General features: G+C 57.6%; 25 protein-coding genes. 5 read left to right on the top strand and 20 right to left on the bottom strand.

Annotated elements, in window-relative coordinates; genetic code table 11:
* The 20 genes from recA to LIY36_RS13315 all read right to left on the bottom strand — a co-directional run.
* Positions 1 to 562: recombinase RecA (recA, locus tag LIY36_RS13220; protein WP_226455914.1), on the bottom strand; the 562-nt coding region annotated here is incomplete at its 3' end.
* Positions 563 to 645: 83 nt separating this feature from the next.
* Entirely contained in the window at positions 646 to 1,146 is a 501-nt protein-coding gene (locus LIY36_RS13225; protein ID WP_192297279.1) for a CinA family protein, read from the bottom strand.
* Positions 1,147 to 1,228: 82 nt separating this feature from the next.
* Complete coding sequence (locus tag LIY36_RS13230) at positions 1,229 to 1,795, bottom strand: glycoside hydrolase family 19 protein (protein WP_226455915.1); 567 nt, start codon at positions 1,793 to 1,795, stop codon at positions 1,229 to 1,231.
* A gap of 21 nt (positions 1,796 to 1,816) precedes the next feature.
* Positions 1,817 to 2,827 (bottom strand): contractile injection system protein, VgrG/Pvc8 family, encoded by a 1,011-nt coding sequence (locus tag LIY36_RS13235; protein ID WP_192297281.1) that lies wholly within the window; start codon positions 2,825 to 2,827, stop codon positions 1,817 to 1,819.
* Positions 2,828 to 2,836: 9 nt separating this feature from the next.
* The gene (locus LIY36_RS13240) at positions 2,837 to 3,049 is read right to left on the bottom strand and encodes a tail protein X (RefSeq protein ID WP_226455916.1); all 213 of its coding nucleotides are present in this window, start codon (positions 3,047 to 3,049) and stop codon (positions 2,837 to 2,839) included.
* On the bottom strand, positions 3,042 to 3,425 hold the full coding sequence (locus tag LIY36_RS13245; protein ID WP_192297283.1) for a phage tail protein: 384 nt from the start codon (positions 3,423 to 3,425) through the stop codon (positions 3,042 to 3,044). Before LIY36_RS13245 ends, LIY36_RS13240 begins: the two co-directional genes overlap by 8 nt.
* The gene (locus LIY36_RS13250; RefSeq protein WP_226455917.1) at positions 3,425 to 4,576 is read right to left on the bottom strand and encodes a hypothetical protein; all 1,152 of its coding nucleotides are present in this window, start codon (positions 4,574 to 4,576) and stop codon (positions 3,425 to 3,427) included. The genes LIY36_RS13245 and LIY36_RS13250 overlap by 1 nt, the downstream gene beginning before the upstream one ends.
* A 128-nt stretch (positions 4,577 to 4,704) precedes the next feature.
* On the bottom strand, positions 4,705 to 5,277 hold the full coding sequence (locus tag LIY36_RS13255; RefSeq protein ID WP_192297285.1) for a phage tail assembly protein: 573 nt from the start codon (positions 5,275 to 5,277) through the stop codon (positions 4,705 to 4,707).
* A 170-nt stretch (positions 5,278 to 5,447) separates the two neighbouring features.
* The gene (locus LIY36_RS13260; protein WP_226455918.1) at positions 5,448 to 5,954 is read right to left on the bottom strand and encodes a phage major tail tube protein; all 507 of its coding nucleotides are present in this window, start codon (positions 5,952 to 5,954) and stop codon (positions 5,448 to 5,450) included.
* Complete coding sequence (locus tag LIY36_RS13265) at positions 5,954 to 7,120, bottom strand: phage tail protein (RefSeq protein WP_192297287.1); 1,167 nt, start codon at positions 7,118 to 7,120, stop codon at positions 5,954 to 5,956. The genes LIY36_RS13260 and LIY36_RS13265 overlap by 1 nt, the downstream gene beginning before the upstream one ends.
* A gap of 2 nt (positions 7,121 to 7,122) precedes the next feature.
* Positions 7,123 to 7,314, bottom strand: coding sequence for a hypothetical protein (locus LIY36_RS13270; RefSeq protein WP_192297288.1), 192 nt, complete (start codon positions 7,312 to 7,314; stop codon positions 7,123 to 7,125).
* A 64-nt stretch (positions 7,315 to 7,378) separates the two neighbouring features.
* Complete coding sequence (locus LIY36_RS13275) at positions 7,379 to 7,771, bottom strand: phage tail assembly chaperone (RefSeq protein WP_226455919.1); 393 nt, start codon at positions 7,769 to 7,771, stop codon at positions 7,379 to 7,381.
* 9 nt (positions 7,772 to 7,780) lie between these two features.
* Positions 7,781 to 9,223: a phage tail-collar fiber domain-containing protein gene (locus LIY36_RS13280; RefSeq protein WP_226455920.1), complete on the bottom strand. Its 1,443-nt coding sequence runs from the start codon at positions 9,221 to 9,223 to the stop codon at positions 7,781 to 7,783.
* Complete coding sequence (locus tag LIY36_RS13285; protein WP_226455921.1) at positions 9,224 to 9,853, bottom strand: phage tail protein I; 630 nt, start codon at positions 9,851 to 9,853, stop codon at positions 9,224 to 9,226.
* Positions 9,850 to 10,845 (bottom strand): baseplate J/gp47 family protein, encoded by a 996-nt coding sequence (locus tag LIY36_RS13290; protein ID WP_226455922.1) that lies wholly within the window; start codon positions 10,843 to 10,845, stop codon positions 9,850 to 9,852. The genes LIY36_RS13285 and LIY36_RS13290 overlap by 4 nt, the downstream gene beginning before the upstream one ends.
* Positions 10,842 to 11,174, bottom strand: a complete 333-nt coding sequence (locus LIY36_RS13295; protein WP_226455923.1) for a phage baseplate protein — start codon at positions 11,172 to 11,174, stop codon at positions 10,842 to 10,844. The genes LIY36_RS13290 and LIY36_RS13295 overlap by 4 nt, the downstream gene beginning before the upstream one ends.
* Positions 11,175 to 11,183: 9 nt before the next feature.
* Positions 11,184 to 11,795: a phage baseplate assembly protein V gene (locus tag LIY36_RS13300; protein ID WP_226455924.1), complete on the bottom strand. Its 612-nt coding sequence runs from the start codon at positions 11,793 to 11,795 to the stop codon at positions 11,184 to 11,186.
* 3 nt (positions 11,796 to 11,798) lie between these two features.
* Positions 11,799 to 12,314: a hypothetical protein gene (locus LIY36_RS13305; RefSeq protein ID WP_192297295.1), complete on the bottom strand. Its 516-nt coding sequence runs from the start codon at positions 12,312 to 12,314 to the stop codon at positions 11,799 to 11,801.
* Between the two features lie 20 nt (positions 12,315 to 12,334).
* The gene (locus tag LIY36_RS13310) at positions 12,335 to 12,679 is read right to left on the bottom strand and encodes a phage holin family protein (RefSeq protein WP_226455925.1); all 345 of its coding nucleotides are present in this window, start codon (positions 12,677 to 12,679) and stop codon (positions 12,335 to 12,337) included.
* A 595-nt stretch (positions 12,680 to 13,274) separates the two neighbouring features.
* Entirely contained in the window at positions 13,275 to 14,009 is a 735-nt protein-coding gene (locus LIY36_RS13315) for a LexA family transcriptional regulator (RefSeq protein ID WP_226455926.1), read from the bottom strand.
* Positions 14,010 to 14,159: 150 nt separating this feature from the next.
* Here LIY36_RS13315 and LIY36_RS13320 point away from each other — a divergent pair, with 150 nt between their 5' ends.
* The 5 genes from LIY36_RS13320 (at position 14,160) to LIY36_RS13340 (ending at position 20,423) form a co-directional block, all read left to right on the top strand.
* The gene (locus LIY36_RS13320; protein WP_226455927.1) at positions 14,160 to 14,384 is read left to right on the top strand and encodes a hypothetical protein; all 225 of its coding nucleotides are present in this window, start codon (positions 14,160 to 14,162) and stop codon (positions 14,382 to 14,384) included.
* A gap of 512 nt (positions 14,385 to 14,896) precedes the next feature.
* On the top strand, positions 14,897 to 15,145 hold the full coding sequence (locus LIY36_RS13325) for a helix-turn-helix transcriptional regulator (protein ID WP_047280122.1): 249 nt from the start codon (positions 14,897 to 14,899) through the stop codon (positions 15,143 to 15,145).
* Positions 15,142 to 16,653 (top strand): YfjI family protein, encoded by a 1,512-nt coding sequence (locus LIY36_RS13330; protein ID WP_226455928.1) that lies wholly within the window; start codon positions 15,142 to 15,144, stop codon positions 16,651 to 16,653. Before LIY36_RS13325 ends, LIY36_RS13330 begins: the two co-directional genes overlap by 4 nt.
* Positions 16,654 to 17,040: 387 nt before the next feature.
* On the top strand, positions 17,041 to 19,140 hold the full coding sequence (locus tag LIY36_RS13335; protein WP_226455929.1) for an AAA family ATPase: 2,100 nt from the start codon (positions 17,041 to 17,043) through the stop codon (positions 19,138 to 19,140).
* Positions 19,137 to 20,423: an McrC family protein gene (locus tag LIY36_RS13340; RefSeq protein ID WP_226455930.1), complete on the top strand. Its 1,287-nt coding sequence runs from the start codon at positions 19,137 to 19,139 to the stop codon at positions 20,421 to 20,423. The genes LIY36_RS13335 and LIY36_RS13340 overlap by 4 nt, the downstream gene beginning before the upstream one ends.
* The last annotated feature ends 212 nt before the right edge of the window (positions 20,424 to 20,635 follow it).

Raw genomic sequence — 20,635 nt, forward strand, 5'->3', positions numbered from 1 at the left:
CCAGGCAGTTCGCGTTCTTGATGTTACCGGTGATTTTACGCAGCGCCTGGGACATCAGGCGGGCTTGCAGGCCCACGTGCATGTCGCCCATTTCGCCTTCGATTTCAGCCTTTGGCACCAATGCAGCCACGGAGTCGACCACGATCACGTCGATGGCGTTGGAGCGCACCAGCATGTCGGTGATTTCCAGGGCTTGCTCACCGGTATCCGGCTGGGACACCAGCAGGTCGTCAACGTTGACGCCCAGCTTGCCGGCGTATTCAGGGTCCAGGGCGTGTTCGGCATCGACGAACGCGCAGGTGGCGCCCATTTTTTGCGCCTGGGCAATCACCGACAGGGTCAGGGTGGTTTTACCGGAAGATTCAGGACCGTAGATTTCAACGATACGGCCTTTTGGCAGGCCGCCAATGCCGAGCGCGATGTCCAGACCCAGAGAGCCCGTGGAAATAGCCGGGATCGCCTGACGGTCGTGATCGCCCATACGCATTACGGCACCCTTGCCGAATTGACGTTCGATCTGACCCAGGGCCGCAGCCAAGGCTTTCTTCTTGTTGTCGTCCATTAAAGTCCTCACGTAATCAATAAGGCCTGACGGCCAACACCTGTATAAGTAGACAGTATTGTTCCACAAAGATCGGGGATCGCCTACCCCTGATTTTCTATTTCTGCTGCAGCTCGTCGCAACAAGCCTTCTAGCGCGGCCTTTACCGTTTGTCGGCGGACCTCGTCGCGGTTGCCGCTGAAGTGCGCCAGTTCCGCCGTGACCTCGTCGCCAACGCCAAAAGCCAGCCACACGGTGCCCACCGGTTTGTCCGGCGAACCGCCGTCCGGCCCGGCCACACCGCTGACCGCCACGGCAAATCGCGCCAGGCTTTTTTCCTGGGCGCCACGGACCATCGCTTCCACCACTTCCTGGCTGACGGCGCCCACTTTGGGAAACAACGTCTCCGGCACATTCAACTGCCGGGTCTTCTGACGATTGGAATAGGTGACATAACCCGCTTCGAACCAGGACGAACTCCCCGGAATCCGCGTGATCGCTTCGGCAATACCGCCGCCGGTGCAGGACTCGGCAGTGGTGACATGAGCATTGAGCACCTGTAAACGGCGTCCCAGTTCAGCGGCCAGTTGAGTGATTTCCTTCACGGTCGTCTCCGGAGATAGGCAGGGGATTCGTCTACCCTACAGCAGCCCATCGGCCATGCAAGTTACAGATTGCATCAGGAGACTAAAGCGCGGGTGAAACGCCTAACACCGCCTGCGCCCGCGCCCACAACCGCAAGCGGTCCTCCAAGCCATTGAGCCCACCGTTGACCCGTCGCGTAATGGTGTTGAACTGGTCTTTGTCAGCCAGTTCATTCAACCCATTGCTCTGCCAGAACCACGCAGCGGATTCGCATGCCCATTGCGCCTGCTCCAACAAGTGCGGGTGCAGCAACAACCGCTCATCGCCGAATACTGCGCGGCTGCACGCCAGGTAATTGCGGCGGCCCGTCACCTGAATCAACCCCCTCCCCCGGTACTTCTGGCCATCGCCGTCCGCCTCGGGGCTATTGCCCAGGCGGACGGCCAAAATGCCGGTGTCGTATTGACTCAAATATTGATCACTGCCGAGTTCACGCACGTAACGCAGCTCGCCGGACTCATGGGCGATTTGTGCGAGAAAGGCCGCGATGCGCCGAGGACTGTTGATCTCGTATCGCGCACAAGCGGCATTTAGCGCGGGCAAAAAAATGCCCGCTCTCAGACGGGCTCCAGGCATGATTTGAATCAATTCCTGCAGTGTCATTAACATCAGCGCCCTCCCGAAAACACGCTATATCGACAATCCACCCGCCGTGATCGCACTGCGGTAGCCCGTTGCCGGGTCCCCCTCGTTCACCACCTTGGTGATCGACCATAGCCCCTGCATATACAAAGGCCAGGTTTCATCCAGCCGCAACAGACCTTCGGCGGCCAATAACGGGTTGCCAGGGCAATCGACCTGCAACTCCAACCCTTCACGGCCGACGCGGCGCAACTCAGCTTCGGCCACGGCGCGAGCCTCGGCTTCGTTCTGGCAACGCTGGCGCAAGGTCTTGAACGGTGCAATACCGATCTGGACCACCTGCTGCTTGCCGCCGCCGCTGTCCCACCACGTCACGCGACAGCCCTGGTAGCTAGAGCGGGTATTCTCGTTCAGTACGGCAGTGATGAAGGCCTGGTCACCGGGACGGTTATCCTGGGTCACAGACAACTTCACCTCGGGCAATTGTTGCAGGGAAATCGACTTGACCTGCCCGGCTTCGGCCAACACATACAACTCGTTGAACGGCTTGGTGACCGCGCAGTAGCGCCTGGCAAGGCGGGTGATGAACGCCATGTCACTCTCATTGGACTGGTCGACATGGGCAATCGCAATCCCCTCCAGTGACGCGGCTACGCGCGGTGAAAAACCATGCCGGCTGACCAGTTGCCGAAACAGTGCGCCCAAGGTCGTCGGACCATGACTGGCGGAACGGCGCTGGCGGTACTCACTCGGGTCCACGCTGCTGAAAGGTGCTGCCGTGGCAACGATCATCAAGCGCATGGGAAACAGCACGGGGGTTCGCTGGGTAATCAGGAACTGCCCTTTCTCCACCAACCCTGACTCTTTATAACCAACGCGCAATCCGATCTTGCCACTCATGCTCGGCAGGCCTTCGAGCCCCTCGATATTAAGCGTCAGCTCCAGCCGATCCGACTCGATGCCCGCGGCGTCTGTGTGCTTCCAGCGCAGGATGCGTTGATTGAGCAGTGCCGCGTTGGCACCGTAAAACTCCACGATTGGCGTAAATCCCTGTGCCATGCAGCCTCCTTAATCCCACGCCAGAACGGGGCGTACCGCGACCGGCCGCGCTTGCATTTCCGGCACGATCACCCAGACCCCCGCCGGCAGCGCCGGGCCATACTCGGCAAGCGTGGGGTTCAGGCGCCACAGGGTTTCTTCAGCCACATCATCGCAACGCCCCAGCTCGCGGTAGAGCAGCAGGTTGACCGAGTCACCGGCGATACTTCGTACTCTACGCATTGACAAATTCCTCCAGTTCAAGCGTCCAGGCCATCACCATCGCAGTGCCGTCATCGATCACGTTGCTCTGGTTTTCCACCACCGAATTGATCCGCCACAGGCCCCAGTTACGGCCGATTCCATCGACCAGCGGCAACGGCGCCCGCAGACCTTGCAGGGCACGCAATTGATCCAGGCGTTGCATACCGATGCCGTACATGGCCGTACCACTGAACGTGAGTTTTTCCAGCCTCTGGCCGCTCTGTCGCGACTGCGGCTTGCTGGCGATAATCGCGAGATCGCTCCAGCCGCCGTCGCTGTTTCGGACCAGCGAGGAATAGGCAAACCCTCGGGACAAACCAAAGATGAAATCACCCAACACCATCTGTTGTCGCATCAGTCACCTCCTGGGTCGGCGAGTGCCGCGTTGCGTCGAATTCCCAGCGAGTCCGTGAGCATCGGCACGCATTGCAATTGCAGGGCCTGGATAACCTGGCTGACAACCTGTCGGGCATCGGCAGGGTTCACACCAGTGATCTGGATACTGGGCGCGATGGAAACCTGAACGTTATCCGCGCGGGCACTGTTGAGTACCTTGCTCACGCCACTCGGCGCCGGCAGGCGATCGCTGGGCCCGAACACCTTGTCACCCAGCCAGGCGCCAGCCTCACTGCCCAACAAGCCACCGATGGCACCACCGAGCACAGTGCCGGCACCGGGGAAAATCATCGTACCGATGGCCGCACCGGCGGATGCGCCGGCCCAGGCGCCACCGGCAGTACCCAGGCCGGTGGCGATGGCGTTGGCGTCACCGTTGCGTACACCCTGGACCACGTCGAGGGTGGCTGCGGCCGTCCTCAATGGCCCCAGCCGCCGGATGCCGACGGATTGAAATGTGGCGAGAGCATCGGCCAAGGCACCTGCGGGTACGTTTGCCAGGTTGGGCGTGGGCACTGCAACGCTAGCCCTGGCATAGGGTTGGGGGCTTTGCGAGGTCGCTCCCACATGAAAGCCGTTTGACGAGCCACCCAAGGCCTGGCGACTTTGCTCGTACAGATTGCGCACCCCTGTGCTGCGCCCTCCGATTTTTTTGCGACCTTTGTATTGCTTGGCTGCCGAGTCGATGACCAGATCAATGGCCTTTTCTACGACCTTACTTTTCAGCGTATCCCACAACTGCGCGCCAGCCGCCTTGAGCGTGCCCACCACCTCACCATCCGCGGGCTCCTTGGGCTGATCCTTGCCCGAACTCGCGGCGACATCCGCGGCCTTGGGCATCAGCGCATCGCTGTTGATGAACAGCGTACTGTTGAGCGTCTCCAACGTCTCGCGCAGCCGCACTTGTTCCTGGGTCAACGCGTTGATGTCCACACTCAATGTGAGCAACGCAGAGCGCAGTTCCAACGGCGGCGGCGGGCCAGCGTCCAGGCTCAGGGGCGGCGCAGCGCTTGTGGAAAACGGTGCCAGCACGTTGCCAAGGTCCGCGTCGCCGACCATCCAGCGCAAGTCCTCCTGGGCGAGCCTTGTCCCATATTTTGTTTCTTGCATCCCGCTCTACTCCTGTTTAACGCCAAGGCGAGTGATCGCGATGTCGTAGCGGCGCATGGCTTTGACGGCATCCCATTCCAGGATCTCCGCTTCATTGACCGAGTAAACCAGCGGCACCACATCGAGGATTACGTCGATGTCGCGTTGCGAAAGAAGGCCGCCGGTTGATTTAAAAAATCGTCGATGCGCTCCTGCAATTCGGTCCAGTCGGGCACACTCAGGCCGGCGAGGTCGGGGATCATCAGCCCGGTGCAATGGGCGGTAATGAATTCGGCTCGCTCTTTGGCAGTGGCGAGTTTTTTCATCACTTTGGTCGCGCGCAGGGCGGGCATTTCCAATTCGAGTGCAGTATGGGTGCGGCCGGCGGCATCGACCGGCAGCAGCAGTTGCACGGGATGTCCGTGGCTCGATTGCGCCTGCTCGTCGAGGAAGAACGACGCAGGACGTGTCGACATTTCATGCACGTATTGGGCGATGGTCACGTAGTCCGGGCGTTTGAGTTGGTCGAGCTCTTTTTCCGACAGGCCGGTGGCGAGTTTCGCCAGTTCAAAGAACTGGTCGTCCTCGTCCTCACCGGCCCGGGCCAGCGCGTCTTTTTGCGCGGCGTAGTACAACGGCTTGAGTTGAACCTGTTCAATCGCCGCGCCAGTGTCGGCAGTGATCGGCGAGAGCAGGCGGTGTAACGGTGGCATCCAGGCCATGGGGCAATTCCTTGGTTAACACGTTGTAGAAAAGGGCAAGCGCAGCCCCCTGTGGGAGCCGGGCTTGCCCGCAATGCAGACGACTCGGTACCTCAGGCTGACCGAGGTGTCGCTATCGCAGGCAAGCCAGTTCCCACACTGACCGCGCCCACTTCAAGCCATGGTCGTTATCAAGGCATCAGCACAGCGCGGCGCGCATCGCCAAGGATGTCGACGCCATTGAGCACGAACTTCTGGGTACGTACGTCGATGTCGATCACCGGAATGCCGTTTTCCAGGCGGGTATAGGTGCGGCAGGACAGGTCCAGGGTGGTGATGGCTTTTTCCCCCATTTTCAGCTTGCCCTCCTCCAGGGATTTGAGCTTGCCGCCGACCGTGTGGTAGGTGAAATAGGTCTTGCCGTCCTGGTCCTGACCGGCTTCACGCACGTTCAACAGGATGTCATCGCCCAGGCGCACACCCAGGGCCAGCATGATTTCCGGGCCGGCGCCTTGCAGGATCAACTTGGCGTTGAGTACCTTGCCGCTCTTGGCCATTTCCTCGGCGATAAAACGCCCGCCGGACATGGGCTCCATATCGAACTCGATCTTCGGCGGGTTGAACTCTTCCACCGTCGCGGACAACGGCAGGCCTTGAAGGGTAGCCGCAATGGCCTGTCTGACTCGGTTGGTAAACATTAGAGAACGTCCTCCAGGAACTGCTCGATGATTTCATCGCGAGCGTTGAGTTGATAAACCATGTGTTCGTTCGGCGCGTAGCGGCCGTAGTCGATGACGATGAACCACGTGCCGTTCTTGTACTTCTCGACACTGTTCAGTTCCGGGTGCAGGTACACGCTACCGCCGGGGATGGTTTCGTCGGCAACCAGGGTTTGCAGCCAGTCGTTGATGCGCTTGACCTCCTGGTCCATGAACGACTTGGTGAGGTTCTTGGCCATGGCTTTCTGGCCGGCCTTGACCAGCTTGCGGCTGATGGCGTCTTCCAGGCCGACATAGCTGATGAACTTGCCGGTGATGGAGCGGTTGCCCAGCAGCGAGAAGCCGCCAAGGATGGTGCGGGCGTAGTAGCTCACGCCGTAGCGGTTGAGCAGGTCGCCTTCGGTGGAGGTGTCGAGGATGTTGTACTCGACGACGCGGGAAACATCCTCGGCGAACGTCACCTGATTGCCTGGGCTTTCCCACTGCTTGACCTTGGCCAATGCGGCGATGGCCAGGGACGACGGCGCGAGGAACACGTTCTTCTTCGCGGCCTTGGAGTACACCGACGGCATGTTGTGCACCAGCAGGCAACGGTCGAAGCCGAGATCGGCGCCACCCAGCTCACCGCTGTAGGTCACTTGGTCGGCGACCGCCACGTCCTTGCCATCCAGCACCACACGGGCCTTGATGCGCTTGCCGAAAGCCGCGAACTCACCAGCCACCGCCTTGACGCCGGTGAAACCCGGGGCGCCGATGATGGTCAGGTCTTCCGGCACGCTGGCCAATGCAGCGAGGCCCAGCTTGCGGCCGGTGACCGGCTCGTCGCCGCCAATCACGTTGTTCTGCGTATCGGCCGCAGTTGCGCCCTCCTCCACGATCACCACGTAGACCGGCACCTTCACCACTTTGAGGATCTGGTACACCGCATGAAACAACGTGCCCGACTCGGCGCCAGTAGGATCCAGCAACGCCTGGGTGGTGAAACTGTTGATACGGAACGGCGAATTTTTCGGGATCGACGCGTGAGCCTTCGGCGCGGTGCCGACCAGGCCGATGACGTTATCGCCCAGGCCGCCCATGGCCTCGGGGGATTCGCTCGCGTTGACGGTGATGCCGTTGTGCTCGAAGTTCAAAACCTCAGCCATGATTAGTCAGCCTTCTGGGTAGCGGCCTTTTGGGCCGGGGTGGCGTTGAGGACGCTGGTCAGCTCCAGGCGTCCGGCGGTGCGCAGGGCGGTTGCTTCGACGTCCAGCAGGTCCAGTTCCTCGCCAACGACAGACCAATGGCCGGCGTGGGTGGGGAAAGGGACTAGGACGGTGTAGGTTTGGCGGGTAGGCATTGGGGAAAATCTCCAGGCGAAAAAAAACCGCGAAAGCGGTTTGAGGGGACGTTAAACAGGGTATTTATTCGGTTTGAGCAGCGATCCACGAAGGCGCAACAGGCCGATGTTCGCTGTTCGGAAAGTCGGGCGACTGAGGCCAATCGCGCAACGCCTGCATATAAACCAGCAGTTCCTTGAACTGCTCCTCGGAGAGCGTTGGATCAACTTCGATTTCAAGCTGATCACGATGACGCTCACGCAGCCATTTCACTGACGACAACTCGTAGCCACGCCAGGCTCGTTCCCGAGCGCCCACGTCTTCAACGGTTGGAGAAGCGCCTTGATCCGGAATGGCAAATCCCCGCGCGCTGAGATCTGCATAGTCTTTTTCCGACATTTCAATCACATCGGGCGGCATGTTCTTGCCATGTAGCGACAACGAGTAAAGCCCGTGGGTGGACGGTGAATAAAACATGAAACCTCCTCAATATCCGATTGCGATCACCAGCGGAAAGTTAAGCCCTTGATTCCCAGTACCGAACCACTGAGGAAAGAGTTTGATGGTCTCTTTGCTCCAGCTACTCACCTGGTAGACCTGATCGGAAAAGACCGTGTCATTGCCCATGGTCGATACAGAAGGAATCAAACACGCATTGGGAAACGCGAGCGGAAAACTAACCGCTGGATAAGCCACCGATTCGAGACCGCTGACGGGCCCTTTGAACCACTGGATAATCAACCCGCCCAACCAAGTGGGAAACGCGATATACCCCGGCATCCCAAGCGAAATGGAAAACCCCGCGCGCAGTTTTTTCGGTGTCACAACAGCCGCGTCATCCACCCCGGCATTCAGTTGTGCCTGAGTTGCAACCTTGACAGTGCCTTGATTGGTTTCCGTGGCCTGAGCCGCCAAAGGCACCAGGGCCGCAACATCAATGCTTCCCTGGTTAACCGGCGCATTCCAGGCCTTGATGCACCACATTACCGCCAGGTTACGCGGACGGGTTTCACTGCCACCGGTGAAACCCACGTCCTTGAGGACATCAAACGTGGTACCGCCGAGAGCTTTAGCCCCACCGGGGGTGATCTCAGAATTGATACCGGTTTGATTGAGCGGTGTATGGGTGTGGCTCTTGAACGCATCGGCCTGGAAACTGGGAATCGCGCGCCCCGCATCCACTCCCCGCCCATGATCCCAGCCCCGGAAAAACTCCCCTCGCGACTCCGGCAACCGGGTGAACCCGACCGCATCACCCGCGACATTGAATTTCTTCGCCAGATACCCCGCCAGGTCTGGATAAACAGAATCCTTGAACAGGCTGTTATCCACCTCCAGATACCCCGATGGAACGATGCCCAGTGGAAACGGCACCATCGCCCCGACGGGCAACGCCGATGCCTTGGCGATCAACGCCTCAATCTCAAGCTTGGTGTACGTCCCCTTCGCCAACTGCTGCGCCAGATAATCCACCACCCACGCCCGAGTGGCCTTCACCACCGTGTCATCAATCAACAACGTCACATTGGCGGCATTGGTCGTCTCGAAAATCGAGCGAATGTAAAACTCTTTGCCCGCCCCCGACGTCGTCAACACCGGCTTGTATGACTCCGGGTATTTCACGATGGCGTACAAGATCCCGCTATCCGTCCACAACCCGGCTTCCCGCACATACCAGCCGCCGACATTCGACGGAATGGTGACCTCAGCCAACAGCCAGTTGGCATTTTTTTCATCTTGGAACAGCGCGCTCAACGGCCCACGCCAGACCTCGCGTTTCAGCGCTTTTGCGCTGGCATCGGGGTTGTAGACCGCGCCGTTGCCGTCGCCAACAGAGATTTGCGCAAGTTTGATCGCGACGCCGGCAGCCTTGCAGGCGGTTTCGTAGGCGATCCCCGCGTTAGTGAGCAGCGTGTAATAGTCAGCCATTTAGTGCTCCTGTGGATAAAGGGTAGTGGTTTCGACGGTGTAGAGCCCGGCCGCCAAACAGGTGCGGCTCGTGGCCTCAACGCCGGCCAGCAAGTTCGGGTAGATCGTGGTGAGTTCGCCGCACAGCGTGGCGCCGCCGATGCTGTGGCGGCCCGACGCGCTCAGGCCGACAGAGACCGCGAAGATGTCGCGCTCACTTTTGGCATCGGCCAGGCGTCGATCAAGTCGGAGGTCGGTGGCTTCGCTGTAGGGCAAATCGGTCCAGATCCGGACGACAAAGCTGTAGGGCACACCTCGCGGCGCCTGTTCGTACCAGGCACGTACTTCGGGGCGTAGTTGCAGGCCTTTGACGGCATTTTCCAGGGCTTGGCGAGTGCCAGCCTGGCGGGCGGTGGGCCAGGCGAGTTTGACGGTCAGGCGTTTCTCGGCATCGGGGGCGGTGGTGCTCCATTCGTTCACCGCGCGGTCCGCTGCCAAGTAGGGCAAAAACGCCGCCGGTGTACGATCCGGGTCCATCAGTTGGGGAAACGGCGGGGCTACCCGCTCCAGCAGGTGACCAAAACCGAGGTCCAGAGCCTTTTCCAGCGGAGAACTGTTGGCGGGCAACAGGCTCGTCTTGGGTTCATTCATAGCGTGCGCACCTCCACCTCGACACCCGTGCAGTACGGGGCCTGGAATGCCGAACTGATGATCGGCGCCAGCGGTTCGAGGATCTGCAGTTGCGCGGCGCCGGCACTGTGGATGGCGTAGTCGATCCAGCTCGGGTCGACCCGACCTTCCAGGCGATGGCAGGAGTCGGCGTAGGTTTGCAGCAGCTGTTGCGCGGCAACCTGGGTCAACCCCGAATCGGGGCCCGCGTTGATTTTGGCGATCACGCGGATCTTGTAACGTTGAATCTGCGCACCTTGAACAGTGACCAGATCGGTCTCCGGCCGCACATCAGGCCTTGCGAAATGTCTGCGCACGCCGTCAAGCAAGTCGGCCGACGCACTGCCATCGCCATCCCTGGAAAGCACCGTAACCATCACCTCGCCAGGTGCGGTGCGGCGACCGTTGCCATCCTTGACTCGCGCCGCATAACCGTCCGGATCGAAGGTGTAGCTGACCGTCACCACGCCCGGCGTGGCGCTTTGCACTTTGACCACCGGCCGCTCGCCAAGGGTGAACACTTCGCGACGATATTGCATACGCGAACCCGCCGCCGGGGCGTGGGGTGCCAGGTAATAGCGCAGGCGCGCGTCGTCATCGCTTTCCAGAGTCGGCGGCACAGGCGGGAAAGCGGCTGTGTCGCCGGGGTCGAGCACCTGGCGCTCCAGGCCCATATCCGCCAGGCGCGCATCCAGATTGCTGCCGGTGGCCCACCACGCCAGCATCTGCTTGATACGCGCGTTGTACTTGCGCTCGTGGGTTTGCAGGCGCACGCAAAACGCTTCCAGGGCCAAGGTCAACAGCTCGCTTTCATTGTCGAGGCTGACTTTGAGCTTGGCCGCACTTTGCGGCGCACGGGCGGCCACGTAATCAACAACGAACGCCTTGAATTGCGCCAGCAACGGCTCGAAGGCGTCGACCGCGATAATCGCCGGTTCCGCCAGTTGGTTCTGGCCAGGGATCAGCATGCTCATGTGACGACCTCGAAAGATTGTTGGCGGTTTTTCCAGGTGCCGGCAAAACGCAGCAACAAACCCGCTCCCTGACGGGTGGCGACGATGACCTGGGGTTGAAAGTCGGCGATGCCGTTCTGGGCGTTGTAGAACGCGTCGGCGGCGTGGCTCTGGGCGAGGATCAACAGGTCATCGCCCAGGTTCTGGCCGAGCAGTTGCGAGATCTTCGAGCCGTACAGCGGGCGCTTCTGGCGAGTGCCCACGGGGGTGGTCAGCGCTCGGGTGGCACGCTGTACGAATTGCAGCCAGTCATCGACCGCTGCCCCGGTGTTCCTATCGATTCCGATCATGGCAAGTCCTTATGCGCTGCTGATCACGCGGCCTTGGTGATCCACCAACGGGCCGCTCAAGTGCACGCCGGCGGCATCCAGCAACAAGCCGGTGGCGCCGAGTTGCAGGGTGATGCTGTCCTTTGTCAGCGCCAGCATGGCGGCGCCGAGGCTGACGTTCAGCTGCTCGCGGGAACCGCTGACGCTGGTCGGCCCGTTGCTCCAGGTGAACGTGTGGCTGGCATCGTCATAGTCACTTTGAGTGCCGTCCTGATAACGACGCCGGGTCAGCGAGGCCACGCTGGAGACTGGCGGAAACAGACTACTGTTGAGTCCGAACAAGGCCACAGACTGCGCCCCTCCTTCCCCACCGCCGTAGTTAAGCAACAGGCATTGCTCACCGACCGAGGGAATGCGGGTCTCGCTCTGTGCACCGGCGCTGGGGTTGAAAAAGCGGATGGCCGGGCTGAGCAGGTCCCCATGACTGACCTTGCAGGTGTTGCTCGCCGCGTCGACCTCCTGGCACACACCAATCCGGCAGTAACTTTCCGCACGCCGATACAGGTCTTCGAGCTGGGCTTCCATTTCCACCAGGCGCTCGACAATCGGCCCGAGTTGCATGCGCAGTAATGCGTCAAACATGGATTACTCCTGGAGTGGGCGATATTGGTCCGGATCGTTGATGTCGAATACTTCCCAAGTGCGGGCAAACAACGGTTTGCCTGTGGGATCTTCGACGAGGGATGGGCCAAGGTAGAGGGTTTGGCTGAAGGACACGGTCCAGGTGTCGTAGTCCGTATCCCCACCACTCGGCGCGGCAGGCGCCGCGACGATAGCGGTAGGCAAGTCGCACTGGTCCGGTGGCAAACCCCAGCGGTTATCCAGGGCCAGGTCCATCAGTTGGCTGGCCAGGTCACACGCTTCAAAAGGAGCGGACTCGCTGGCGACCATGGCTTTGAGTGAAACCGACAACGCATGAGCCTTGCGCCCTTCAAGAGAGCGAACGCCAGGCCCGTTGCGTTCCATGCTGATCAGTACACCAGTCGTGTCGCCGGGCCCCGTGAAGTCGTGGTGATTACCTACATGCAATTGCGGGAAAGCGCTCTTCAGCGCCGCCTCAATCGCCATAGGCAGTTGGGAGACTTTTTCGATGAGAGTCATTTTTTGCGTCCTTGCGGCGGTTATTGCTGATCCGGGCGGGAGGGCGGGGTTTCGTCGACCCCGATACGCTTGGCCGCCCAACGCTCATAAAGACCGATGGCGACGTCCGCACCAGCCATGGCGGTCAGGCAACCAATGGCGCCGGCGGTCCAGACCGACAGGCCGGCGGCGTACGACAGCATCAATGCCGAAACCCCGCAGACCATGCACGCCCCGGATCGCAGGGCCAGGCGCCGTACCAGCGACCAGCCGCGGGCGCCGTCCTTGTCAGCGCGCCACATTTCGCCGCTGACTCCGCCGATCAAGGCCAGTACGATCACCAGCCAGATTGGCATTTCCGCTAACGCTTGCTGCTCGTTTGTCATGTCACGCCTCCTGGCTGAGCAATGCCGGCAACGTGCCGGTGTGTGGGTACTTCCGTGTGTGGGCAGGCATTCCAAAAAGCCCGGTCGCCCAGGCTTTTCAGTAATGATTTCCACGAACCTTCGGCGCTACTGGCGCAATACGGTTCTTTCCTGAATGTTTTTCCGACCACGATCCCTGTCCGCCGGATAACTGCTTCTGGTGCTTTACGCTGCACACCCGGGTCAGTTGCCAACCCTCTGAACCGTCAAGGCCGGTTCATCGCTGCCTGTTCTTGTATTGCCTTGAAACTAAAGAGCGTCGGCATCCTTGCCGGTGTTACCTGGCGTCCTTGCCATCGCTCGGATGGCGTCCTTGCCGATGTTGCGTGCCTTCCTTGTCTTGACTGGCAGCATCCTTGCCGCCTCCACCAGGCCTTGTTGGCTGGCTTGAGATGAAGAATATGCATGTATGCATATACAGTCAATGCACCAATGCATTTATTTTTAGTGATGACATGCACTGGCGCATTAGAGGCCTTGCAGGCAAAGGGTGAGGTGACTTTTGCCAAGCGAAAAAAAACCCGCACGACGGCGGGTTTTGTCTTACGCAAGGAGGTCAGCGGGCGTACATGCCCCACCAGAACACATGACCAAGGATGCTGATCTGTTCATCCTGGATGTCCTGGAAGCTGTAATCCTCATCCGGATGCTCATCACGGTTGAAACTGCGCAGGCGAATCCCGGAAGGCAGGCGATAGAGCTGTTTGACGCGAAGTTGGCCATTGTGATTGATGGCATACAAGTCGCCATCAACGATGTCACCAATCCCACTCTTGCCCGCATTTACCCCGACCGTCGCCCCATCCCGCAGCACCGGCAACATGCTGTTGCCGCGCACGGTCACACACTTGGCCTGGTCAAACTGCACCCCGTTGTGCCGCAGGCTACGTTTGCCGAATCGCAGGCTGGCCTTTTCGCTTTCTTCGATGACGAATCTTCCTGATCCAGCAGCCAACTCAACCTCGCGTAGAAAGGGGATCGACACCTCGTCGTCATTCACGGGGGTGTCGTCGTCCCAAAGGCTTATGTCCTTGAGTTCCGAATGCGTCGGGCCGCGCGCGTCTTCGCGCAAGACACCCACCGCCACGCGCCCGCGCAGTTGGTCGGTGCTGATGCGGAAGTACTCGGCGATGCGCGAGATGTGTTTGTCCGACGGATCAACGATCTTGCCGTTGAGGATCCGCGACAGCGTGGATTGAGGTACGCCAGTGCGCCGGTGAAGCTCCGTGGGGGAGATCCGGTCGCGGTCCAGCAGTTCTCGTAAGACGATAGAAACGTTGCGTTTTTGCATAACGCGAATAATGAAGGGGGTTTTGGGGGTTGGCAAATGCAAATTTGCATATTGTGTGCGTCGATAGATATGTATTAGGTGAAGTTGCGACCAGTAGGGCGGTATGAATCGTGTAATAGCCTTGCGCATATCGCTGAAGATGAGGGCCGGTTGCTGGAACAGGCAGCGCATCCCGTGGACGGCAGCATGACTCCTGCTGAGACTGAGGTTCTTTCGATCAAGCTAGGCCTGTCCCAAGGGGTGAAACGCTCTTTTGCCGACTTTATTCGTGATGCAAAATCCGATCAGAAAAAGCGTGTTTACCGTGAAGTGCTCACCGAGGCGACCAAGCAACAGAACCTCGTGATGATGAAGGCTGAGACGAAACGCGCCTGACTACCTACATGCCAACGACTTCCCGAAGCCCGGCCCTGCGCCGGGCTTTTTATTGAGTCAACGGTTACCCCGGACGTACCGCTACGAAGCCCCGACCTCGCGTGTTAACCTTGCCGCCATTGCAAAATCAGCAGGGCCGAGCGCCCCCTTTGCCCCACTCATTTCAACGAATTTGCCTACTATCCAATGAGTAAAAACACTTCCGACCTGTCCTCCCACACCCCGATTGTGCAGCAGTAAAGACCTCCAATTGCCGCAGAACCTGCAGTATCAGGGCTTGCAGCTACATTTAGCCCCTCCTTCAGCGAAAACCATTTGGCATTGAAAGGCATCTTTTAGCCTGTGGTTTGCCCCAAAAATGCCCCCGCCTTTTGTACGTCTCAGGCTTGGCATGTGCTTAGCGTGAGCGAAAGTCGGTAATCCTTTTCCGACGCTTTTTTGGTTTGAAAACGCGCCACAGCCCTATTCCTTAGGTATTAAATCGGTATCTGTTTAAACACAGAGACCCACACATGCCGACACATACACCTAAAAAATACCTAATCAGCCACACCTCGCTGCAGCACTGCTTTGACAAGAGCCGTTCCGGCCTCGAAAAGCTCCGCGAAATCGATCCCAGCTTCCCTCGCCCCATCAAATTTGGTCTGAGCAAACAGGCTGGGGTCTACTTCGTCGTCGCGGAGGTCGAGGCCTGGCTGGAGCGCAAGATCAGTGAGCGTGATGATGTCGCACTGGATCTCGCCGGGCGAGAAGAGCAATGACTACACACGAGCAGATACCATCGTTCTTGGCAGAGATGCCCGCGCCGGCACTTGCCGCATACATGAACCCTAACATTGCGCCAAAGCCACTCCCTAGCGGGTTGTCCAGGGTCATACCCTGGCGTGATGAACTATTGCCTACTGCTCTTCAGGAGTACGTGCGGGATGTTGCTGAACGTACCCAGTGCCCACCTGATTTTGTTGGGGTCGCGCTTATCGTGGCAGTCAGCACCGTAGTCGGGCGCAAATTCACCGTCTACCCGAAACAAAACGATGACTGGATGGTCGTTCCAAACCAGTGGGGCATCATCATCGGACGACCGTCTGCAATGAAAACGCCTGCACTCAAACAAGCCCTGCTTCCATTGCGCGCATTGGATGCCAAAGAGCGAGAACGCTACAGCCAAGCTCAAGCCGAGCACAAGGCCGCTAGCGAGCTTTACGACATGAAGCGCAATGCAGCCAGGTTAAAAGCCAGAAAGCTTTACAGTGGTGGTGACGAGAATGCAGCTCAGGAAGAACTGAAACGTCACTCAAGCGAGAACCCGCCCCCAATCCAGCGGCGCTACATCGTCAACGACGCAACGGTCGAAAAACTCGGCGAGCTGCTCAACGAGAATCCAAACGGCCTAGTAGTTGAGCGTGACGAGCTGGGGGGCTGGCTGGCAACGATGCAGAGCGAAAATGGCTCGGTTGCGCGAGCATTTTATTTGGAATGTTTCGACGGCAACGGCTCATTCACCTATGACCGTGTTGGCCGAGGAACCATTTATATCAAGTCATGTTGTTTATCGTTGATCGGTGGAATTCAACCCTCACGAATTGCGTCCCTCGTAAACGCTGCCGTCAGCGGCGAACTGGATGACGGCCTGATTCAGCGCCTGCAGCTGGCGGTATATCCCGACGATGTTCGAGAGTGGCGCTATATCGACCGTTGGCCGAACAAAATCGCCGCTGAGCGCGTCTCGGAGGTTATCGAACAGCTCGACCAGATACCTGATGAGCCTCACTCTGCCCTCAGATTTACTCCAGAAGCGCAGGATAAGTTTATCGCCTGGTATACCTCCCACATGCAAGCAAGCCGGAGCGATCATCTTCACCCCGCATTGCAATCCCATTACCTGAAAATGCCGAAAACCATTGCAGGCTTGGCCCTCCTATTTGAGCTGATTGAAGGCGGACGAAAAGCCGTGGCCGCTAAGTCCACTGAACGCGCCATCAGCTGGGCGAACTACCTGATGAGCCACGCCCAGCGGCTGTACGGAGCGGCAATCAACGCACCACTAATCGCTGCGCGACTGATTCTGGAGCGCCAGCAGAAATTGCCCGAGGCATTTACTGCCCGAGAGGTGCGTCAGAAGGATTGGACGGGATTGGGCTCGCAAGACGCCGTGAATAATGCGCTCGCAATTCTGGTTGAACACGACTTCATCGTTGGCTACGAGGTTGCCGGTGAGAAAGGTGGCCGCCCATCGACACGCTATGTCTGGCGAAAAACGTTGCCTTGACCCAACGGGTGCACTCAAAAGACCATCAAAGCCACCTACAAAACCTACGAAACTAAGTTCTGTAGGTTTTGTAGGCACCGTTTCCTGGTTGGGAGAAGTAATTCAACGCTCAAATTGACGTACCTGAACGCTGGAAGCAACCGCCAGTACCTGCTAGCCGACCGCTTTGAATCTGCCGAATCAGGCCGGAGTCGGCCAAAAGTGGTCGTTCAAAATCTAAGAATCCCGAGGGGATTCGGACTGCTCTTTCACATTGCCTGGAACACTGCTTTACTGCCGATTTAGCACGCAGCCGCAACTCGACCTTCCGTACGGCGGTTCGCAGAATATTTGAATAGAGCTTTGGTCGCTATTAACGCGCTTCACGCTCAAGAGGATGGAGCCAAAATGAGTAACAACAGCCCAGCTTTAAACCAAATCCTCTTTGGCCCTCCGGGGACTGGCAAAACTTACGAAACCATTGACGCAGCGTTGAGAATACTTGCACCTGATACGCTGGGCGCTGAGCGATTTGAGCGCAAAGCGCATTTCGATGATTTTGTTGCTAAGGGACAAATCCGCATTACCACCTTTCACCAAAGTTTTAGTTACGAAGACTTTGTTGAGGGCTTACGTGCAGAGACCGGTGAAGACGGTCAGCTGCGTTATGAAGTGGTCGACGGTGTATTTAAAAGCCTCTGCGAGGCTGCTGTCGCCAAGGTTACACAGCAGGCGCAGACGTCGATTGACATTAGCGGTCGGCGTATTTGGAAGATGTCCTTGGGTAATACTTTGGGCGACGATGCCTACATCTACGATGAGTGTATAAGCAGTGGCTATGCGTTGCTGGGCTACGGGGAACAGGTGGACTTCACCGGCTGTAAGGATCGCCAAGCCATACATCAACGCTTCGCTGAGGCCGGCTACAAGCTTGCTCCAGATGCATACAACATAACGGCGGTAGCTGCTTTTCTGTTGAAGGTTAAACCCGGTGATTTAGTGGTAGTTACCGATGGTAATCACAAATTCCGGGCCATCGGCGAATTCACAAGCGATTATCAAGCGATTAAGCGTGCAGATGCGGAAGAAGGGTATGGGCAGTGCCGTAAGGTGAATTGGTTGCGGGTCTACTCACCGTCATTGCCGTATGAATTGCTAATGAATAAGACGTTTAGTCAGGCAACCATCTATCAATTACGAGAGGGCTCGATTGATAGTGCCAAGCTGAGTGGCTTGTTGGGATCTGCAGTACCCGTGCCGGAGCTAAGTCAGCACGCAGCACCGTTTAAGGTGGGTGATCGTTTTGGTTCAGGTTATGTAGTGGTTAGCGCATCAGCTGAATTAGTTGAACTTCGAAAGCCAAATGAAAAAAGCTTGCCGCTGGGTATGAGCGTGTTAAATACGCTTGCCGATTACGTCCGAGCGCAACGCTTAACCCTAGCGGATATTCGTGAAAAGCGCGTTTTTGAGCTAGTCACGGAAACCAAACTAGAGCCCTATCTAGTCAATGGCTACAACAACATATTGCCGGCTTTGGTAGAACGTGTATTGAGCGACTCTGTACAGGGTGAGGAGCTTGTGCCTGGTTTTGTGTCGACAAATGCGCGTGTTCTGATCATAGATGAAATCAACCGTGGCAATATCTCGCGGATCTTTGGTGAGTTGATCACTTTGATTGAGCCGTCCAAGCGAGCTGGGGCAGACGAAGCTCTTTCTGTTGTGTTGCCTTACTCAAAAAGTCAATTCAGTGTCCCGTCTAATCTGTATCTGATAGGCACCATGAATACCGCCGACCGATCGCTGGCCGGCTTGGATATCGCACTACGTCGGCGTTTCACCTTCCATGAGATGCCACCACGACCTGAGCTGCTAGATAGCGTGTCCGTGGATGGAGTCAATATCGGCCAGTTGCTACGGATAATGAACCAGCGTATCGAGGCGTTGCTGGACCGTGATCATTGTTTAGGTCACGCCTACTTTATGCCTCTGATCAATGATTGCAGCCTGGAACTGCTAGAGTCGATCTTTCGCAATCAGGTGCTGCCGCTTCTGCAGGAGTATTTTTTCGAGGATTGGCAGCACATTCACTGGGTCTTGAATGATCATCGCAAAGCACCGCAATACTGCTTTTTGAGCCAAGCTACTCGGATAGCAGACTCTCTATTTGGAGCTGAGGTTGCCCTCCCCGCGCATAACTTTCCGTGGAGTGTTAACGAAGAGGCTTTTGAGCGTTTAGAAGCCTATCTAGGCATCATTGACCATCAGGCAATTGCTTCCAATTCGGATATTGCGCAGCAGGCGGAATACGGGGCACTGACCATTCGGCAATTAAGCAGTGGCACCATAGAAGTATGGCAGGATGGCAAGTGTCTACCTATCGCTAAACCAGTTCTTCGTGATGTTGCGGGGCAGCTAAGGCTGGCCCTTACGAATGGCAAAGGATCCTTACATAACACCCGGACACTGGGACGTAAGGTGATCGAAGCGATAGCGGTTGTGAACGCTTGATTACGTTAATAACTGTACGTGAGTACGCGAGGCTGACGGTTGATGCTGTGGAGCCATCGCTAGATCGCGCTCAGGTTTCAGCGAGTGCGTTTGACTGGTTGTGTAAGCGAAGTGAGTCTTTTAGTAAGGCTGGCGCGGCATTGGTGCAAGTGGAAGGGCGCCACTGGTTGAGGCTAGATAGCTATGTGGGCGTGCTGGAAACACCCTGCGGTACGCGCTTGGAGATCCTGCCTAAGCACTTTGAATACGGTGATTGTGAAGTACAAAGCCGGGCGTTGTTACGGCGTATGATCCAGCGCTCGCTTGACTTAAAGCCACGGAAAGTCGGTCCTACGGCCCTTGAGATGTACAACGCTCCTTTGTCCGAATGGGTGATGGGGCAGTTTTTAGCTGCATTTGATCATTTGATTAAGCGTGGGATGCGTTTTGATTATCAGCGCATAGAGGAAGAACAGCGTTATCTGCGTGGCCAACTAAACGTGGTGGCGCAGATGCGTCAGCCACCGGCTCGGCAGCAATTCTTCCAGGTACGTCATGACATTTTCGTAGCCGATCGAGCGGAGAATCGCTTGCTTAAGTTGGCCCTAGAGCGCGTTTGTAAAGCCACCCAAGAGCAAACTAACTGGAGGCTGGCCCATGAGTTGCGCAGTTTGCTGCATGAGGTACCGGCCAGCAGTTTGGTGCGTGAAGATTTTCGTACTTGGGGTACTGATCGGTTGATGGCCCATTACGAGCCGATTAAGCCTTGGTGCGAGTTAATTCTTAACCAGCAGATGCCGATTGCGGTAGCGGGAGAGTGGCAGGGTATTAGTTTGCTGTTCCCTATGGAGAAGCTTTTTGAACGCTACTTCGAAGCCTGGTTACGCCGCTCATTACCGCCGGAGACTAAGCTCACCTCTCAAGCCTCTAGTGAGTATCTGTGTGAGCACAACCATGGGAGTATGTTCCGCCTAAAGCCGGACTTACTCGTGCGCCAGGGCAGTCAATGTTGGGTGCTAGACACTAAGTGGAAACGTTTAAATGTCGATGATCGCGAAAAAAAGTATGGCTTGAGCCAAAACGACTTTTATCAGTTGTTTGCCTATGGTCAGAAGTATCTACAAGGACATGGCGAGTTAGTGTTGATCTACCCGCGCCGCGAGGCTTTCCAACGAGCACTACCGCCTTTTGATTTCGGCGGTGGCCTGCGGTTGTGGGTGTTGCCCTTCGACTTGGAAGCTGAACGGTTGCTTGATGCTGATTTGCTGAGCCTTGCCATAGCCCAACCTTTGAGCCGCGCGTGACTATCTTGAGCTTAGCGTCCGTTTCTGGCCGATAACGCCTGTCACAAAGGGCTGCTTCCGGCCGAGACTGTGTAAAAACGTTTTAGAGCAAGTTTAACGGCCAGAATCAGAACGAAAATCGCGTTCCTACGCAAATTTCAGGTCTGCTGGCAGATTTTACGTAGCAACGCAGACTTCAAAACGGCAACTGCGTTTTTACACACTCTGGGCCA

This window comes from Pseudomonas sp. AF03-9, from assembly GCF_020515815.1.
GTDB lineage: Bacteria > Pseudomonadota > Gammaproteobacteria > Pseudomonadales > Pseudomonadaceae > Aquipseudomonas.

Excerpts from the sequence above, each read along its gene's own strand:
- LIY36_RS13230 (WP_226455915.1), bottom strand. The coding sequence starts at position 1,795 with ATGTTAATGACACTGCAGGAATTGATTCAAATCATGCCTGGAGCCCGT.
- LIY36_RS13235 (WP_192297281.1), bottom strand. The coding sequence starts at position 2,827 with ATGGCACAGGGATTTACGCCAATCGTGGAGTTTTACGGTGCCAACGCG.
- LIY36_RS13240 (WP_226455916.1), bottom strand. The coding sequence starts at position 3,049 with ATGCGTAGAGTACGAAGTATCGCCGGTGACTCGGTCAACCTGCTGCTC.
- LIY36_RS13245 (WP_192297283.1), bottom strand. The coding sequence starts at position 3,425 with ATGCGACAACAGATGGTGTTGGGTGATTTCATCTTTGGTTTGTCCCGA.
- LIY36_RS13250 (WP_226455917.1), bottom strand. The coding sequence starts at position 4,576 with ATGCAAGAAACAAAATATGGGACAAGGCTCGCCCAGGAGGACTTGCGC.
- LIY36_RS13255 (WP_192297285.1), bottom strand. The coding sequence starts at position 5,277 with ATGGCCTGGATGCCACCGTTACACCGCCTGCTCTCGCCGATCACTGCC.
- LIY36_RS13260 (WP_226455918.1), bottom strand. The coding sequence starts at position 5,954 with ATGTTTACCAACCGAGTCAGACAGGCCATTGCGGCTACCCTTCAAGGC.
- LIY36_RS13265 (WP_192297287.1), bottom strand. The coding sequence starts at position 7,120 with ATGGCTGAGGTTTTGAACTTCGAGCACAACGGCATCACCGTCAACGCG.
- LIY36_RS13270 (WP_192297288.1), bottom strand. The coding sequence starts at position 7,314 with ATGCCTACCCGCCAAACCTACACCGTCCTAGTCCCTTTCCCCACCCAC.
- LIY36_RS13275 (WP_226455919.1), bottom strand. The coding sequence starts at position 7,771 with ATGTTTTATTCACCGTCCACCCACGGGCTTTACTCGTTGTCGCTACAT.
- LIY36_RS13280 (WP_226455920.1), bottom strand. The coding sequence starts at position 9,223 with ATGGCTGACTATTACACGCTGCTCACTAACGCGGGGATCGCCTACGAA.
- LIY36_RS13285 (WP_226455921.1), bottom strand. The coding sequence starts at position 9,853 with ATGAATGAACCCAAGACGAGCCTGTTGCCCGCCAACAGTTCTCCGCTG.
- LIY36_RS13290 (WP_226455922.1), bottom strand. The coding sequence starts at position 10,845 with ATGAGCATGCTGATCCCTGGCCAGAACCAACTGGCGGAACCGGCGATT.
- LIY36_RS13295 (WP_226455923.1), bottom strand. The coding sequence starts at position 11,174 with ATGATCGGAATCGATAGGAACACCGGGGCAGCGGTCGATGACTGGCTG.
- LIY36_RS13300 (WP_226455924.1), bottom strand. The coding sequence starts at position 11,795 with ATGTTTGACGCATTACTGCGCATGCAACTCGGGCCGATTGTCGAGCGC.
- LIY36_RS13305 (WP_192297295.1), bottom strand. The coding sequence starts at position 12,314 with ATGACTCTCATCGAAAAAGTCTCCCAACTGCCTATGGCGATTGAGGCG.
- LIY36_RS13310 (WP_226455925.1), bottom strand. The coding sequence starts at position 12,679 with ATGACAAACGAGCAGCAAGCGTTAGCGGAAATGCCAATCTGGCTGGTG.
- LIY36_RS13315 (WP_226455926.1), bottom strand. The coding sequence starts at position 14,009 with ATGCAAAAACGCAACGTTTCTATCGTCTTACGAGAACTGCTGGACCGC.
- LIY36_RS13325 (WP_047280122.1), top strand. The coding sequence starts at position 14,897 with ATGCCGACACATACACCTAAAAAATACCTAATCAGCCACACCTCGCTG.
- LIY36_RS13330 (WP_226455928.1), top strand. The coding sequence starts at position 15,142 with ATGACTACACACGAGCAGATACCATCGTTCTTGGCAGAGATGCCCGCG.
- LIY36_RS13335 (WP_226455929.1), top strand. The coding sequence starts at position 17,041 with ATGAGTAACAACAGCCCAGCTTTAAACCAAATCCTCTTTGGCCCTCCG.